Source organism: Pseudoxanthomonas sp. PXM01, from assembly GCF_014851815.1.
GTDB lineage: Bacteria > Pseudomonadota > Gammaproteobacteria > Xanthomonadales > Xanthomonadaceae > Pseudoxanthomonas_A.
Genome location: NZ_JACVAJ010000002.1, coordinates 281857 through 295082, shown reverse-complemented (window position 1 = coordinate 295082; position 13226 = coordinate 281857). Strand labels below are relative to the sequence as shown.

At 67.8% G+C, this 13226-nt stretch carries 15 protein-coding genes; 10 read left to right on the top strand and 5 right to left on the bottom strand.

Going from position 1 to position 13226, the window contains the following annotated elements:
- Window positions 1-51: 51 nt before the first annotated feature.
- Complete coding sequence (locus IB230_RS10740; protein WP_192272062.1) at window positions 52-276, top strand: hypothetical protein; 225 nt, start codon at window positions 52-54, stop codon at window positions 274-276.
- 45 nt (window positions 277-321) lie between these two features.
- On the opposite strand, the gene IB230_RS10735 is transcribed toward IB230_RS10740, so the two are convergent.
- Window positions 322-864 (bottom strand): Smr/MutS family protein, encoded by a 543-nt coding sequence (locus tag IB230_RS10735; protein ID WP_192272060.1) that lies wholly within the window; start codon window positions 862-864, stop codon window positions 322-324.
- 89 nt (window positions 865-953) lie between these two features.
- Between IB230_RS10735 and surE the strand changes: the two genes are divergently transcribed.
- Genes surE through IB230_RS10715 form a run of 4 tightly spaced genes read left to right on the top strand, consistent with a single transcriptional unit; the run spans window position 954 to window position 3909 of the window.
- A complete protein-coding gene (gene surE / locus IB230_RS10730) occupies window positions 954-1733 on the top strand; it encodes a 5'/3'-nucleotidase SurE (protein ID WP_192272058.1) in 780 nt (259 codons plus the stop codon).
- A complete protein-coding gene (locus tag IB230_RS10725; protein WP_192272056.1) occupies window positions 1730-2407 on the top strand; it encodes a protein-L-isoaspartate(D-aspartate) O-methyltransferase in 678 nt (225 codons plus the stop codon). Before surE ends, IB230_RS10725 begins: the two co-directional genes overlap by 4 nt.
- Window positions 2408-2412: 5 nt before the next feature.
- Window positions 2413-3069: an exopolysaccharide biosynthesis protein gene (locus tag IB230_RS10720; protein WP_343227302.1), complete on the top strand. Its 657-nt coding sequence runs from the start codon at window positions 2413-2415 to the stop codon at window positions 3067-3069.
- Between the two features lie 39 nt (window positions 3070-3108).
- Complete coding sequence (locus IB230_RS10715) at window positions 3109-3909, top strand: peptidoglycan DD-metalloendopeptidase family protein (protein ID WP_192272054.1); 801 nt, start codon at window positions 3109-3111, stop codon at window positions 3907-3909.
- 24 nt (window positions 3910-3933) lie between these two features.
- On the opposite strand, the gene IB230_RS10710 is transcribed toward IB230_RS10715, so the two are convergent.
- The 3 genes from IB230_RS10710 to yhbY are packed head-to-tail and all read right to left on the bottom strand — an operon-like array spanning window position 3934 to window position 5277.
- Window positions 3934-4554 (bottom strand): D-Ala-D-Ala carboxypeptidase family metallohydrolase, encoded by a 621-nt coding sequence (locus IB230_RS10710; RefSeq protein ID WP_192272052.1) that lies wholly within the window; start codon window positions 4552-4554, stop codon window positions 3934-3936.
- A gap of 16 nt (window positions 4555-4570) precedes the next feature.
- Window positions 4571-4948, bottom strand: coding sequence for an Mth938-like domain-containing protein (locus IB230_RS10705; protein WP_192272050.1), 378 nt, complete (start codon window positions 4946-4948; stop codon window positions 4571-4573).
- Window positions 4949-4971: 23 nt separating this feature from the next.
- Window positions 4972-5277, bottom strand: a complete 306-nt coding sequence (yhbY, locus tag IB230_RS10700) for a ribosome assembly RNA-binding protein YhbY (RefSeq protein WP_192272048.1) — start codon at window positions 5275-5277, stop codon at window positions 4972-4974.
- Between the two features lie 101 nt (window positions 5278-5378).
- Between yhbY and rlmE the strand changes: the two genes are divergently transcribed.
- The 4 genes from rlmE (at window position 5379) to folP (ending at window position 9156) form a co-directional block, all read left to right on the top strand.
- On the top strand, window positions 5379-6011 hold the full coding sequence (rlmE, locus tag IB230_RS10695) for a 23S rRNA (uridine(2552)-2'-O)-methyltransferase RlmE (RefSeq protein WP_192273895.1): 633 nt from the start codon (window positions 5379-5381) through the stop codon (window positions 6009-6011).
- 49 nt (window positions 6012-6060) lie between these two features.
- The gene (gene ftsH / locus IB230_RS10690) at window positions 6061-7992 is read left to right on the top strand and encodes an ATP-dependent zinc metalloprotease FtsH (RefSeq protein WP_192272038.1); all 1932 of its coding nucleotides are present in this window, start codon (window positions 6061-6063) and stop codon (window positions 7990-7992) included.
- 67 nt (window positions 7993-8059) lie between these two features.
- Entirely contained in the window at window positions 8060-8257 is a 198-nt protein-coding gene (locus IB230_RS10685) for a hypothetical protein (protein WP_192273976.1), read from the top strand.
- Window positions 8257-9156, top strand: coding sequence for a dihydropteroate synthase (folP, locus tag IB230_RS10680; RefSeq protein WP_192272029.1), 900 nt, complete (start codon window positions 8257-8259; stop codon window positions 9154-9156). The genes IB230_RS10685 and folP overlap by 1 nt, the downstream gene beginning before the upstream one ends.
- A gap of 83 nt (window positions 9157-9239) precedes the next feature.
- Here the strand turns inward: folP and IB230_RS10675 are convergent, their stop codons facing one another.
- Complete coding sequence (locus IB230_RS10675; RefSeq protein WP_192272027.1) at window positions 9240-11681, bottom strand: PD40 domain-containing protein; 2442 nt, start codon at window positions 11679-11681, stop codon at window positions 9240-9242.
- A gap of 489 nt (window positions 11682-12170) precedes the next feature.
- Between IB230_RS10675 and miaA the strand changes: the two genes are divergently transcribed.
- Entirely contained in the window at window positions 12171-13127 is a 957-nt protein-coding gene (gene miaA / locus IB230_RS10670; protein WP_192272024.1) for a tRNA (adenosine(37)-N6)-dimethylallyltransferase MiaA, read from the top strand.
- The last annotated feature ends 99 nt before the right edge of the window (window positions 13128-13226 follow it).

The window sequence follows — 13226 nt, the reverse complement described above, 5'->3', positions numbered from 1 at the left end:
GAAGTGCATCGGCGAGGTCGGACCATCTTCCCCTGTGTCGGAGGGATCGCCATGAACGTCGTGATGCGTCTTGCCGTCGTCGTTTCCACCTGTGGCCTGCTCGCTGCGTGCGCCAGCACGGGCGGAGCGGCCTCCGCACCGCCGCCGGAGCAGCGCACGCTGACCGCCGAGCAGCAGTACATCGCCTATGTGGAGCGCATCGCCAAGCGGCGCGGCATCCAGCTGACGTGGGTCAATCCGCCCCGCATCGAAGAAAAAGCCGGCAGCCAGCAGTAGACACGCTGGCGTCGCGGGCGCGGTCCAACGCAGGCCGCGACCGCGTCAGCGGTGCGCCAGCAGCACCAGCACCGCGCCCGTGCCGCCCTGCGTGGGCGGTGCCGAGTGGAAGGCCATCACGTCGGAACGCTGACGCAGCATCCGGTCGACCAGGTTCTTCAACGCCGGCGCCTCGCTCCCCGACCGCTGCCCCTTGCCGTGGATCACACGCACGCAGCCATGGTCGTGCGCATGCGCGTCCGCGAGGAACCGCCGCAGCAATCCTTCCGCCTGCAGGGCTGTTGCGCCGTGCAGGTCCAGTTCGTCCTGCACCGAGAACTGTCCGCGCTTGAGGCGCTGGAAGGCGCGCGGCGACAGCGCTTCGCGGCGATAGCTCAGGACGTCGCCAGCCGCGTGCGGATCCAGCGCATCCAGGCCACGCTGGAACTCGCTGCGCGCATCGTGTTCGTCTCGATCGGCCATGCGCGCGGCTGGCCGGGGTGGTGCCTTGCGCGGCGGCGGGGGCGCCTCCTGCAGCCTGCGCACGTCGCCTATCGCGTCGCGGAACAGCGCGGCGTCATCGTCATCGGGCGGCATGGAGCGGGACATGCCCTCAGCGTAGCGGCATCGCGACATGACGCAAGCGCGGGAAGCCTCGGCGCGGTTCCGGTATCATGGGGCCGTTCTCGAGGAAACCCATGCGCGTACTGGTCAGCAACGACGACGGCGTCGACGCCCCCGGCATCCGAATCCTGGCAGAGGGCCTGCGCAGCGCGGGCCATGAAGTGTACGTGGTCGCGCCCGACCGCGACCGCTCCGGTGCCAGCAACTCGCTGACGCTCGACCTGCCGATCCGGCTGAAGCGCATCGATCACTACACCTGCAGCATCGCCGGCACACCGACCGACTGCGTGCACCTGGCATTGACCGGCATGCTGGAGTTCGAGCCGGACATCGTGGTGTCGGGCATCAACAACACCGCGAACCTGGGCGACGACGTCATCTATTCCGGCACCGTGTCCGCGGCGATGGAAGGCCGCTTCCTGGGGCTGCCGGCGGTGGCGATGTCGCTGGTTACCAAGAACCACGATGCGAAGCACTACGAAACCGCAGCGCGCGCCGCCGTGGAGATCGTGGCGCGACTGAAGGCCGATCCACTGCCGGCCGACACCATCCTCAACGTCAACGTGCCGGACTTGGCATGGGCCGACGTGCGCGGCTTCGAGGTCACGCGTCTTGGCAACCGGCACCGGTCAGAGCCCTGCGTTCCGCAACCGGATCCGCGTGGCCACACGGTGTACTGGATCGGTCCGGCCGGGCGTGAGCAGGATGCGGGGCCGGGCACCGACTTCCATGCGGTGCGCACCGGCCACATCTCGATCACGCCCATCCACGTCGACCTGACCCGCTACCAGGCGCTGGAAAAGGTGGCGGGCTGGGTCGGTGGCCTGACCGCCGCGCTCGAGGGCTCGGCATGACGCCACGGTTGCGGTTGCAGCCCGAGGCGGTAGGCATGGGCATGACCTCGCAGCGTGTGCGCGATCGTCTGGTCGAGCGCCTCCGTGAGTCAGGCATCGCCGACGAGCGCGTGCTCAATGCCATTCGCACGCTGCCGCGACACCTGTTCGTCGACGAAGCGCTCGCCACGCGCGCGTACGAAGACACCGCACTGCCGATCGGGCACAGCCAGACCATCTCGCAGCCCTGGGTGGTGGCGCGGATGACCGAGGTGCTGCTGGAGACGGAACCCAGGAAGGTGCTGGAGATCGGCACGGGCTCGGGTTACCAGGCCGCGGTGCTGGCCGTGCTGGGGCTGGAGGTCTACACCGTCGAGCGCATCGGCGACCTGCTGCGGCAGGCCCGCAAACGGCTGCGCCAGATGGGCATGAACGTGCGCAGCAAGCACGACGACGGTCGCATCGGCTGGGCCGAGCATGGCCCTTACGACGCCATCATCGTCACCGCGGCCGCGCCGGCGCTGGTGCCGGTGCTGGTGGAACAGCTCGCTGTCGGCGGGCAACTCGTCGCGCCCGTCGGCGGCAGCGGCTCGCAGTCGCTGGTGCGGCTGGTGAAGCGCGCTGATGGCAGCGTCGAGGAAACCACGCTGGCGCCGGTGGTGTTCGTGCCGCTGCTGTCCGGCACGCTGGATTGAACGACGTGACGAATTCCCCGCAACACGATGGGCTTCCCAACAGCGCTGTCTCGCTGGGCGAGCAGGTGGCCGGCATCATCGAACGGCTGCCGCCTGACAAGTTGAGCCTGGGTGAACTGCTGGATGTCTTCAGCGACGAAGGTCTGCTGCTGCTGACCATCCTGCTGACGCTGGTGTTCCTGATCCCGGTCTCGATCCCTGGCGTGAGCACGGTGTTCGGTGCGGCCATCCTGCTGGTCGGCGTCAGTCGCCTGTTCAACCGGCCGCTGTGGTTGCCGCAGCGGATCAAGGACAAGGCCTTGCCGGCCGATCGCCTGCGTCCGGGGCTGACGGCGGGCCTGGTCTGGGTGCGTCGCATGGAGAAGATCAGTCGCCCGCACCGGCTGCGTTTCTTCGTCGACGGTCCAGGGCAGGGCGTCATCAACAACCTGGCTTTCATCCTCGCGGCGCTGCTGTTGATGGCGCCGTTCGGATTCGTGCCATTCAGCAACACCCTGCCAGCCTTGGCGCTGCTGCTGTATGCCATCGGCTTCATCCAGCGCGACGGGGGGGCGATCCTGCTGGGCCACCTGGCCAACATCGGCACGATCATCTACTTCAGCGTGCTGATCGGCGGCGGCGGTGTCGCCGCCCGCGAGCTGTTCCAGCGACTGACCGGTTGAGCCTTGCGGTTCCGCCTTGTTGAGGAAACGACCGAACGCATGACCACGACGCTCCGCTCCGGCCATCGCATCACGCGCGCCTTCCTGATCGGCATCGCCATGGCGGTGCTCGGCGCCTGCTCCACTACGGTGGTCCGTGAACCTTCCGGATCGTCGCCGCCGATGCGGCAGACATCCCAGGGCAAGCCCGGCGCCACGGTGCGTGTGCAGCGCGGCGACACGCTCTACGGGATCGCGTTCCGCAACGGCGTGGACGTCAACGACCTGGCCCGCTGGAACAACCTGGCGGCGCCGTACACCATCTATCCCGGCCAGTCGCTCAAGCTGTTTCCGGGCAGCAGCGGCAGCCGCCCTACGGCGAACACCGCCACCACGCCGACGAAGCCAGCCACCGGCACGACCACGAGGCCGACGCCGCCTCCGGCAACGGTCACGCGCCCGGCCACCACGCCGGCGCCCGCAAGCAGCGGATTCTCCTGGCGCTGGCCGGCCGACGGTCATCTGATCGGCCGCTATGTCGCGGGCGACGCCACCAAGCAGGGCGTCGACATCGCCGGCAGCAGCGGACAGGCGGTGCGCGCCGCGGCGGACGGCGTCGTGGTGTATTCCGGCGCAGGCCTGGTGGGCTACGGGGAGCTGATCATCGTCAAGCACAGCGAGGCCTGGTTGTCGGCGTATGGCCACAACCGCAAGCGACTGGTGAACGAAGGCCAGAGCGTCAAGGCCGGGCAGCAGATCGCGGAGATGGGCAGCAGCGGCGCGTCGCGCGAGATGCTGCACTTCGAGATCCGCCACAACGGCAAGCCGGTGGATCCGCTGCTGTACCTGCCGGCGCGCTGAGCGGCATGACGTGTGGGTGGGGCGTTAGGGGAGCCGTCCGCTGGCGGGGCTCCCGGTGCGATCCTGGGGCCTGACGCACAGCGAGGTACCTCTGCGGTAGTCCGTACCCCATGTACGGTGGCCGGCGGTGTCGATGTGGATCCTCGTCGGCGTGTAGAAGCCCAGCCCCATGTGCAGCGAAGGACCCTGCTTGCGCCAGAAGTCGCATAGCACCTCGGTGCGCGTGTCGTCGGCCAGGTCGAAATCCAGGGCGTTGTTGCGCAAGTGCCGGCTGCGGGTGCTCCCGCCGGCGCACTGGTTCACTTCGGCAGAACGGTAGCCAGAGCGCACGTTGCCGCCCTCGACGATACCCATGCGCTCCAGCTGCGCGACCAGGCGCAGCGTAGGCACGATCCCACTCGCATGCTCGCGTGGTGGTAGCAGGAACTCGGGGCCGCACATGCGCCAACGACGGTTGGACCGCAACAGGGCAGACATCGGAACCACCCCGCCGACACCGGCCCGGGCCAGCATGCGTTCGTAGTCGTCCAATGCCTCGGCGTCGCTGCTGCGTCGCCACGCCTCGTAACGCTGGGTGGCATCCGGCAGAACAGGGGCGCAGGCGGTGGTGGACAGGACGATGAGCAGCAGGAGCAGGCGCCGCATCGTCACGCCGCGATGGTCAGCGTGGCGCCAGCAGGAATCCGGCCACAACCTTGCGCGACTCACTGGCCAGTACGTTGAACGTGCGGGCGGCGGCCGCATTGGTCATGACTTCGAGGCCCACGCCCCGGCGAAGGCAGGCGGCCATCACGGCGGCAGGCGGGAAGATCTGGCGTTCGCCTGTTCCCAGCAGGATCACTTCCGGTTGCAGGTCGAGCAGCGGGGCCAGATCGTCCGGGGTCAGCGCAGCGCTGTCCTGGACCGGCCAGGTCTCGATGAGCTGCTGCGGCGAGAGTATGAAGCTGGCTGCCAGCGTCCGGTCGTTCACCCGTGCGACCTGTCCGTCTGCGGACCGCAGGGTGAAGGCGTAGTCGGGAAGCTCGTGGTTCAACTGCATGGCGGGCGGCCTGCGCGCCGGGCTCAGCCGCGCGGCAGCACGATCTGCCGGCGTTCCTTGCTGGGACGGTACAGCACGGCGGTATGCCCGATCCGCTGCACGAGGGCGGCATCGGCCTGGTCGGCCAGTTCCCCGATCATGGCGTCGCGTGCCTCTCGGTCTTCGCCGGCGACCTTGACCTTGACCAGTTCGTGCTGCTCCAGCACGGCGTCCAGCTCGGCGATGAAGGCCTGCGTGATGCCCTTGTTGCCGATCTGCAGCAGCGCCTTCAGGTCGTGGGCCTGGCCGCGCAGGAAACGGGTCTGGGCAGCGGTCAGGACTACAGGCATGCGGCACGGTACGGGTCGAAAAGGGGGATCAGGGTATCATGGCAGCCCCCACGAACGGCTCCGGCGGCTCCCGTCGCAGCGTGCCCGGAGACCTCGCCGACATGGCCACCCGCAGCAAGAGCAGCCAGCGCTGGCTCAAGGAACACTTCTCCGATCCTTACGTGAAGAAGGCCCAGGCCGAGGGCCTCCGGTCCCGTGCGGCCTACAAGCTGGAGGAACTGCTGGAGCGCGACCGCCTGCTCAAGCCGGGCATGGTCGTGGTCGACCTGGGTGCGGCGCCGGGTGGCTGGTCGCAGTTCGTCCGGCAGGCGCTGGGCGACAGCGGGCGGGTGGTGGCGATGGACATCCTGGACATGCCGCCGCTGGCCGGGGTGGAGTTCCTTCATGGGGATTTCAGGGAGGACAGCGTCCTATCCCAACTGGAGGCGATGCTGGACGGGGCACGCGTGGACCTTGTGCTGTCGGATATGGCCCCCAATAAGAGTGGTGTGGATGCGGTGGACCAGCCACGGATGATGCACCTGGCGGAGTTGGCGATGGAGTTCGCCGACAGCCACCTGAAGCCGGGCGGAGCGTTCCTGATCAAGTTGTTCCAGGGCGCCGGCTCCGACGACTACATCCGCGAGCTTCGCCGCCGCTATGACAAGGTGGCGATCCGCAAGCCGGACGCGTCCCGCAAGCGCTCTCCCGAGGTGTACGCCCTGGGACAGGGCAAGCGGACCCAGATCAAGTAAGGTGGCGTAACGTGCGAATGAGCAAAGAGGAACAGCGGAGCCGATGCGGATGAACGACCTGACCAAGAATCTGCTGCTGTGGGTAGTCGTCGCCGTCGTGCTGATGGTCGTCTTCCAGAGCTTCTCGCCGAAGGGCGGCAATACTGCGGCCATGGCCGGCGGTACTACGTATTCCACGTTCCTCGACCAGGTCGACAGCGGCAATGTCCAGCGTGTCGAGTTCGGGGGCGACGCCCGCAGTGGCGTGGGTGAGATCACTTACACCTTGCGCAACGGCGACGCCAAGACCATCAACGCGCCGTTCGACCGCGACCTGATCAATGACCTGCGCACCAAGAAGGTCGAGATCATCCAGAAGGATCCGCCCAGCGGCCTCAGCCTGACCACCATCCTGCTGAACTTCCTGCCGGTGCTGCTGATCATCGGCTTCTGGATCTTCATCATGCGCCAGATGCAGGGCGGCGGCGGTGGCGCGAAGGGCGCGATGTCCTTCGGCAAGTCGCGCGCCAAGCTGCAGGGCGAGGACCAGGTGAAGGTGACCTTCGCCGACGTCGCCGGCTGCGATGAAGCGAAGGAAGAAGTCGGCGAACTGGTCGAGTTCCTGCGCGATCCCGGCAAGTTCCAGAAGCTGGGCGGCAAGATCCCGCGCGGCGTGCTGATGGTCGGCCAGCCGGGTACCGGCAAGACGCTGCTGGCCAAGGCCATCGCGGGCGAGGCCAAGGTGCCGTTCTTCAGCATTTCCGGTTCGGACTTCGTCGAGATGTTCGTCGGCGTTGGCGCGAGCCGCGTGCGCGACATGTTCGAGCAGGCCAAGAAGCACGCGCCGTGCATCATCTTCATCGACGAGATCGACGCCGTCGGCCGCCATCGTGGCGCCGGCCTGGGCGGCGGTCATGACGAGCGCGAGCAGACCCTCAACCAGTTGCTGGTCGAGATGGACGGTTTCGAAGGCGGCGAAGGCGTCATCGTAATCGCCGCGACCAACCGCCCCGACGTGCTGGATCCGGCGCTGCTGCGTCCGGGCCGCTTCGATCGCCAGGTCACCGTAGGCCTGCCCGACGTGAAGGGCCGCGAGCAGATCCTGCGCGTGCACATGCGCAAGCTGCCGCTGGCCGACGACGTGGAGCCGATGGTGATCGCCCGTGGCACGCCCGGGTTCAGTGGCGCCGACCTGGCGAACCTGTGCAACGAGGCCGCATTGTTCGCCGCGCGCGAGAACGCCAAGGAGGTCCGGATGGATCATCTGGACCGCGCCCGCGACAAGATCATCATGGGTACCGAGCGTCGCTCCATGGCGATGAGCGAGGAGGAAAAGCGCAACACGGCTTACCACGAGTCCGGCCACGCCATCGTCGGCCGTCTGGTACCCGAGCACGACCCGGTCTACAAGGTGACCATCATCCCGCGCGACCGCGCGCTGGGCGTCACCGTGTACCTGCCGGAAGGCGACAAGTACAGCATCAACCGCACCGGCATCGAGAGCCGGCTGTGCACGCTGTATGGCGGCCGTGTCGCGGAAGAGCTTATCTTCGGTGCCGACAAGGTCACCACCGGTGCGTCCAACGACATCGAGCGGGCCACCAAGATGGCGCGCAACATGGTCACCAAGTGGGGCCTGTCCGAGGAGTTGGGGCCGATTACCTATGCCGAGGAAGAAGAGGAAGTCTTCCTGGGGCGCTCGGTGTCGCAGCACAAGAACGTCTCCGACGACACCGCGCGCAAGATCGACGAAGTGGTGCGCGGCATCCTGGACAAGGCCTACTCGCGAACGACCCAGATCCTTACGGACAACATCGACAAGCTGCACATCATGGCGGACGCCCTGATGCAGTATGAAACCATCGATGCGCCGCAGATTGACGCCATCATGGAAGGCCGCGAAGTGCCGCCGCCGCTGGGTTGGAGCAAGGCTGGCAAGGACGACGACAAGCCCGAGTCGCGTCCGCTGCCGCCGATCGGCGGGCCCGCCGCTCAGACCTGAGGCGCGTTGCCAGTGCGCTGATGAAAGGCCAGACTGATGTCTGGCCTTTTTCTTTGCGCGGGGTTCCATGGCAGACAACGACAAGCGTCCGAAGTATCCGATGCTGCCGGTCGGCATTGGCGCGGGCGTCGCGATCGGTATCGCGATCGGCACAGCGATGGACAACCTCGGTGCGGGCATCGCCATCGGCCTTGGCCTGGGCGTCGCGTTCGCCGTCAGCTCGGGCGCGGTCTCGCGCGACGACGACCCGAAGGGGAAGAAGTGATGTTCGATACCACCCCTGTGCTGGACTGCGGTGGTCGTGTGCTGAAGCTGGATCGCCCGCAGGTCATGGGCATCGTCAACGTCACCCCGGATTCGTTTTCCGATGGCGGTGCGTACGACACCACCGACGCCGCCATCGCGCATGCGCTGGCTTTGGTGGAGGAGGGCGCCGACCTGCTCGACATCGGCGGCGAGTCGACGCGGCCGGGTGCTGACGAGGTATCGCTGGAAGAGGAACTGCGCCGCGTGGTTCCGGTCATCGAGCAGCTCGCTGCGCGCGTGGCCGTGCCGATCAGCATCGACACCTACAAGCCCGAGGTGATGCGCGCCGCCGTGGAGGCGGGCGCAGGCATGATCAACGATGTCTGTGCGCTGCGCCGCGAGGGCGCGCTCGACGCGGCGGCCGCGCTCGGTGTGCCGGTGGTGCTGATGCACATGCAGGGCGAGCCACGTTCGATGCAGGTCGCGCCGGAGTACGGTGACGTCGTCGGCGAGGTCCACCGTTTCCTCGCCGAGCGCATCTTCGCCGCCGAGATGGCGGGTATTCCGAAGAAGCGCATCGTCGTCGACCCGGGTTTCGGCTTCGGCAAGGACACCGCACACAACCTGCAGTTACTCGCGCAGCTGGAGCGCTTCGTCGAACTGGGGGTGCCGGTGTTGGCTGGTCTGTCGCGCAAGCGCAGCATCGGCCAGCTCACCGGCCGCGACATGCCGGCGGCGCGGGTATCCGGCTCCGTGGCCGCCCACCTGATCGCCGCGCAACGCGGCGCCCGCATCGTGCGCGTGCATGACGTGGCTGCGACGGTGGACGCACTGAAGGTCTGGAGCGCCGTCGCCGCGGTGCCGCTACCGCGGCAGGCGACCGCCGCGCCAACGATCCGCTGGCCCGACGACGACTGAAAGCCGCCCAACAAAAACCCGCCAGGGCATGCGCCGCTGGCGGGTAGGGTGGGACATCCCCGGCGACAAGCGCCGGGTACCGATCAGCGGGTCAGGCTTGCGCGGGCGGTGCGCTGCGGCGTGCCGGCGGTACCGCGGGACAGCGGACGCGTCTGTTCGATGACCGACGTGGACAACGTGGACACCGTCGGGGTGACGGCGGCGCTGCCGGCCGCGACCGGCTGCGACGTCGCGCTCGTGCTGCGGGTCGGGGTCAGCGGCTGCGAGCCGTTGACGAGCGTCGGGCTGCCGCCCGTCGCCTGCTTCCACTGCCGCAGCAGCGCACGCAGGGCCTCAGGCTTGTTGGTGGCTTCCGCGCCGTTGGCCTGGTTCACGCTGTTCTCGCCATGGCAGCCGGCGCAGGTGCGGATTTCGCCGGGCTGCATCGTCACCCACACGCGCTCGCGCACGATCGCTTCGCCGTTGGCATCCGTGGTCTGCCAGGTCAGCGCGCGATTGGCCGGCACGAACACGGCCGTCGAGCCGTCCGCGGCGATCTTCACGCTGCCCGCCGGACCGCTGGGGTTGGCGACATTGTTGCTGTTCGCCGCCATCGGCTGCGCGATCACCCGGCGGCCGCTGTTGAAGTTGCTGTAGGCGCGGACTTGGTTGCCCTGCAGGACCTGGTAGTGGGAGATGTCGTAGACGCGCCCGCTGGCCTTGGCGGTCTTCGCACCGCCGGGGACCTGCAGGTTGAACGGCTGCTGCGTGTCGCCGCGATCGCGGCTGGTCTGGTTGCGGGTGACGATCAGCGACAGATTGTTGGTCTTCAGCCACTGGCGCAGGGCCGCCTCGTTGACCTGCTCTTCGGCCAGCACCGCGCGCTCCGGCGCTTCCAGCGCAGCGGCGGCGGCGCTTCCGGTCGGACGCGTACGCGCCACCACCTCGACGGCCTCCAGTTCCCACAGCACGCCGTTGAAGGACGACAGCGAGTCGGGATTCCACCAGGTGATGGACTTGCTGATGCCGGGCGTCAGCGGGCTGCCGGCGATCAGCATGCCGGAGGCGTCCGTGCGCAGCTGGTACAGGCGGAACGAGGTGTTGTTGCCGGTGGTCGCGCTGGCCGTGTAGGTGGACACCATGTGGCCGGTGCTGGTCGGCAGCGGATTGCGGAACCGGCCGCCGGACAGGCTGTTGTTGACCGCGGCGGGCGAAGCGTCTTCGACCTTCATCTGCTCGGCGTTCAACGTGGGCGCACCGGTGAAGCGCACGATCTGGTCGCTGGTCATCGAGCCGAACTCGCGCGCATAGATGCCGTAGTACGTGCCCGGCGTGCGAGGATCTTCGCGGATCTGGAAGATGCCGCCGTCGTTGCGGATGTACTTCTTGTTGGCGATGATCGAGGTGTTCGTGTTGTCGGACAGCGCCGAATCGGTGGCGAACGAGCGCGTCAGATAGCCGAACGACAACTCCTGCCGGCCGATATGGTTGAGCGTCAGCTCTTCGGTGCCGTCCTGGTTCATCTGCCAGGGAGAGAACAGGTTGAAGGTGAATCCGTTGATACGGCCGTAGGCCGCCGACGTCATGCCATTGCGGGACTCGGGGAAGACTTCCGCCTGGCGCCCGACATTGGCCGCGCCCACGGCTTCGCTGGCGTAGTTGAAGTCGCCGAAACTGCCGGCGTCCGCCTGCTGGTCGCGCTGCAGGTGGTCCCAGCGGGTGAAGATCACGCGGCCATAGCTGTCGATGGTCGGCGAGAACGCGCCGCTCGGGGCATGGTTGAGCAGGCGCAGTTCGCCGGTGGACGGCGTGAGGCTGTAGATGCCGACGACGGTGGGCGTGCTCTCGTACTCGTCCAGCTGCGGATACAAATGCGCCTCGCCGCTGCGGGGGCGGTCGGAGGTGAACAGGATGCGGTCGTCGCTGCTGTAGAGCGGCGAGATGTTGTTGTAGCCGGTGGGCTGGTTGGCCACCTTGGTGATCACGGCCGTCTGGCCCTGGGCGAGGTTGGTCACCTCGTACAGCTGCCACTTGACGTTGACCGTGCCGTACTGGCGCGTCGGCGCTCCGACCACCATGCTGAAGACCGCCTTGCGGCCATCCCAGTGCACGGTGGGTTCGCGCACGGCGATCGCGTTGGCGCCCTGCTGGCCTTCCATGCCGTAGCCGGCTTCCTTCGTCAGGTTGCGCAGCGAACCGTCCGGGTAGCGGATCATCAGGTCGCCGCCACGGGGCGCAGAGCCGAGGTCGCCCATATGGTTGGCGAACGCGGCAAGACGGCTGGAGAAGCGGTCGGCGCCCGCGGTCGGCACCTGGGTGACGAACATGACGGGTGTGGACACTGCCGAGGATTCCACCGCGGCGGCCGCGACGGCCGATGCGGTCACCCGCGCGGCAGGCGCCGGTGAGGTCAGGGCGGCGCTGTCGGCGGTGACGGCCGATGCATCCTCGAGGGAGGACTGGCTACCGTCGCAGGCGGACAGCAGAAGGCCGAATCCCAGAGCCAGGGAAGGGATACGGAGAGTGCCGAGGGCATTTCGGATCATGCGGATGTGCGTCTTCGGGGGAATGACGTGCATGCCTCCAGCGTCCGCGGCCATGCCATGCGGCACGCCGGAGATGCAGGTCTCATGCGGTGGGTATGCGGCGGATCGTCACGCACCCCGCAGGGCGCCCCCGTCGATCCGTGTGGAGAAATCCAAACATCGGACCCTTCACGCGCGATGGAAGGATATCCGGGTTCATGGAAATAGCCAGACGCAGTTTTCGATATCGAGTACTGCGCCACACTTAATCGACACAGGCATCCCGGTAGTGCGACGACAGTTCGATTGCAGGGCTGCGCGTCCTCACACTGCATTAAGCCAGTCACCTGTGCGGATCGTGCGTCGCCCGCATGACAACAGGATGTTCCGGTGATTCCACCGCGCTCCCGGTGAGGCGTGGTCGCACTGGCGCAACGCGGGGAGGCGAATGTGCGACAAGGTGACGCGGGCCTTGCACGGCACACCCCGAAGGGGATGCGAGAATGCCGCATGCCACTCGACCTTCGTCCGCCTGCCATCGCCATCATGGGTCCGACCGCCTCGGGCAAGACGGCGTTCGCACTGGAGGTGGCCGAACGTTTCGGCGGCGAAATCGTCAGCGTGGATTCGGCGCTGGTCTATCGCGGCCTGGATATCGGGGCTGCCAAGCCGACCGCCGCCGAGCAGGCCCGCGTGTCGCACCATCTGCTCGACGTGCGCGAACCCTGGCAGGCGTACTCCGCTGCCGAGTTCGCGCAGGACGCACGGCGTGCACTGGACGACATCGCTGCGCGTGGCCGTCTGCCCATCCTGGCGGGCGGCACCGGCCTCTATTTCCAGGCCCTGCTCGAGGGGTTGGCGGCGATGCCGGCGGCGGACACTGCCGTGCGCGCCGACCTTGCCGTGCAGGCGGCGACCCGCGGCTGGCCTGCGCTACATGCTGAGCTGGCCCAGGTCGATCCTGCGGCCGCGGCCCGCATCCATGCCACCGATCCCCAGCGCATCCAGCGGGCGCTGGAGGTGTATCGGCTGACCGGCACGCCGATCAGCCAGTGGCAGCGAGAGTCGCGCGGCGCACGCCTGCCGTTCCGGGTGATGAAGCTGGTGCTGGCGCCCGGCGACCGGGCCGTGCTGCATGACCGTATCGCACGCCGTTTCGACCTGATGCTCGAACAGGGCTTCCTCGACGAAGTCCGTCGCCTGCGCGCGCTGCCCGGCATGCAGGCCGTGGTCGCGCCGCTCGACCTGCCCGCGGTGCGCGCCGTGGGCTATCGCCAGGCCTGGGAGTTCCTGGACGGGCAGGGTGACGCGGCGGCGTTCCGCGAGCGTGCCATCGCCGCCACGCGCCAGCTCGCCAAGCGTCAGCTGACCTGGTTGCGGGGCGGGCTGGACGCGCGCTGGTTCGATCCCGCCACCGATCACGCCGCCCTGGACGATGCGCTAGCGCTGTTTTTGCCGCGATCGTGAGCCGTTCGGGCCGGATTCTGCGGAATTGGGACCAGATGCCGGACTTGGCAACGCCCCGCCGGGCCGATGTTGTGTAACATCGGGGTTCCGGGACGACAG

Bases quoted from the DNA above. Each gene is read 5' to 3' on its own strand.
- IB230_RS10725 (WP_192272056.1), top strand. From the start codon at position 1,730: ATGACGCCACGGTTGCGGTTGCAGCCCGAGGCGGTAGGCATGGGCATG.
- IB230_RS10685 (WP_192273976.1), top strand. From the start codon at position 8,060: ATGGCAGACAACGACAAGCGTCCGAAGTATCCGATGCTGCCGGTCGGC.
- IB230_RS10715 (WP_192272054.1), top strand. From the start codon at position 3,109: ATGACCACGACGCTCCGCTCCGGCCATCGCATCACGCGCGCCTTCCTG.
- IB230_RS10735 (WP_192272060.1), bottom strand. From the start codon at position 864: ATGTCCCGCTCCATGCCGCCCGATGACGATGACGCCGCGCTGTTCCGC.
- folP (WP_192272029.1), top strand. From the start codon at position 8,257: ATGTTCGATACCACCCCTGTGCTGGACTGCGGTGGTCGTGTGCTGAAG.
- IB230_RS10705 (WP_192272050.1), bottom strand. From the start codon at position 4,948: ATGCAGTTGAACCACGAGCTTCCCGACTACGCCTTCACCCTGCGGTCC.
- miaA (WP_192272024.1), top strand. From the start codon at position 12,171: ATGCCACTCGACCTTCGTCCGCCTGCCATCGCCATCATGGGTCCGACC.
- surE (WP_192272058.1), top strand. From the start codon at position 954: ATGCGCGTACTGGTCAGCAACGACGACGGCGTCGACGCCCCCGGCATC.
- rlmE (WP_192273895.1), top strand. From the start codon at position 5,379: ATGGCCACCCGCAGCAAGAGCAGCCAGCGCTGGCTCAAGGAACACTTC.
- ftsH (WP_192272038.1), top strand. From the start codon at position 6,061: ATGAACGACCTGACCAAGAATCTGCTGCTGTGGGTAGTCGTCGCCGTC.
- IB230_RS10675 (WP_192272027.1), bottom strand. From the start codon at position 11,681: ATGATCCGAAATGCCCTCGGCACTCTCCGTATCCCTTCCCTGGCTCTG.
- yhbY (WP_192272048.1), bottom strand. From the start codon at position 5,277: ATGCCTGTAGTCCTGACCGCTGCCCAGACCCGTTTCCTGCGCGGCCAG.
- IB230_RS10710 (WP_192272052.1), bottom strand. From the start codon at position 4,554: ATGCGGCGCCTGCTCCTGCTGCTCATCGTCCTGTCCACCACCGCCTGC.
- IB230_RS10740 (WP_192272062.1), top strand. From the start codon at position 52: ATGAACGTCGTGATGCGTCTTGCCGTCGTCGTTTCCACCTGTGGCCTG.